The 1,309-nt window shown below is 73.3% G+C and carries 2 protein-coding genes and 2 pseudogenes; 2 read left to right on the top strand and 2 right to left on the bottom strand.

Annotation, left to right across the window (positions count from 1 at the left end):
• Positions 1 to 199: pseudogene (locus AC0CYZ_RS19895) on the bottom strand (hypothetical protein); the annotation flags it as partial.
• Positions 200 to 440: 241 nt separating this feature from the next.
• Here AC0CYZ_RS19895 and AC0CYZ_RS19890 point away from each other — a divergent pair.
• Positions 441 to 707, top strand: a complete 267-nt coding sequence (locus tag AC0CYZ_RS19890; RefSeq protein WP_472218460.1) for a hypothetical protein — start codon at positions 441 to 443, stop codon at positions 705 to 707.
• Between the two features lie 55 nt (positions 708 to 762).
• Here the strand turns inward: AC0CYZ_RS19890 and AC0CYZ_RS19885 are convergent, their stop codons facing one another.
• The gene (locus tag AC0CYZ_RS19885) at positions 763 to 969 is read right to left on the bottom strand and encodes a DUF2795 domain-containing protein (protein ID WP_472218458.1); all 207 of its coding nucleotides are present in this window, start codon (positions 967 to 969) and stop codon (positions 763 to 765) included.
• Between the two features lie 70 nt (positions 970 to 1,039).
• On the opposite strand from AC0CYZ_RS19885, the pseudogene AC0CYZ_RS19880 reads away from it, so the two are divergent.
• Positions 1,040 to 1,309, top strand: a pseudogene (locus AC0CYZ_RS19880) (hypothetical protein); the annotation flags it as partial.

Raw genomic sequence — 1,309 nt, 5'->3', positions numbered from 1 at the left:
CGTCGGCGACCGTGGCCGGCGAGGCGCACTGCAGGCGGCGCTGCACGACCTCCTCGTAGAGCCCGGGCACGGAGTACACGGTCGCGTAGTCGTGCAGCACGACCTCGCGGGTCTCGCCGTCGAGGTGCAGGACGAACCGTTCCTCGCCCTGGCGACGGCCGGGGGTGGGGTCGAGCTCGACGGTGAAGGGGGCGGTCATCGGGCTCCTCGGTGAGCGTGGCGGCGGGCGGGCGGCGTGCCGGTCGCGGAGACCAGGGTCACGGTGGTGTCCCGACCATCGTCGCCACCCGCGCCCCGCACGGACAGGCGATGTGTCGTTGCTCCCGCCGCGACCCTCACGCGGCGCGGTCGCGGGACCGGCTTACGCTCGTGCTCCGTTCGGCGGAAGGTCGGACGCGATCCGGTCGTGTGCGCACATCGACCGGCGGGGAGGATTCGTCGTGGCGGAGTTGGACGTCGAGGGTCGTCGGGTCCGGGAGTCGAGCCGGCGCTCGGGCGCGGTGTGGACGTGGCAGTCCGACGGCGAGCAGCCCATCGACTACGAGATCGAGTGGGTCCAGGAGAAGGACGTCTTCCTCTACGGGACCCGGGTGCGGCCCGGGGGGTGGAACGTCAGCCAGCTCGATCCCGAGGTGTGGACGAACGACGGCACCCTCGAGGGCGCCCGCGAGGTCGTCGAGAAGCGGATCCCGTCGATGCCGCGCTGAGCGGCACGGCCACGGTCCGGGACGACGCGTCCCGGACCGCGGACCGCCCTCCGGCTCAGGACCCGCCGAGCACGTTCGCCTCGCCGAGCTTCTCCATGACGGCGTTCGGGCCGTCGAACTGGTCCTTGTCGAGACCGCGGATGGTGTCGACCAGATCCTGGTCCGCGCCCTTCTCCTTGGCGTGGTCGGCGAGCTGGTCGGGGCTGCCCGGGTAGGAGAAACCCCCGAGCGACTTCTGTACCTGCGTGACGTCGTAACCCATGGGCGCGGGTTACCGCCCGTCCCGGCGCGCAACCGCGTCCTGCCCCACGAGGGGATGGAATCCTCTCGGCGTGGACTCACCGTGGGCCTGCGTCGTCTGGGACCTCGACGGCACCCTCCTCGAACGCGGCGGGCTGCGACCGGTCGACGGGGTGGAGGCCGTCCTCGCGGCGTGGGCCGGGGCGGGCGTCGAGATGGCGGTGGCGACGTCGGCGGCCACCTCGGCGGCCCGGCGGATCGTCGCCTCGCTCGGGTGGTCCGGCTTCTTCGGCCACGTGGCGGGCTCCGGGCCGGGGGCGGGCGGCAAGGACGCGGTGCTCGTCGAGGCGCTCCTCGGGCTG

The organism is Actinomycetospora sp., assembly GCF_055612215.1.
Note: the sequence above shows the minus strand (reverse complement) of the source record. Positions and strands in the feature narration are given on the sequence as shown.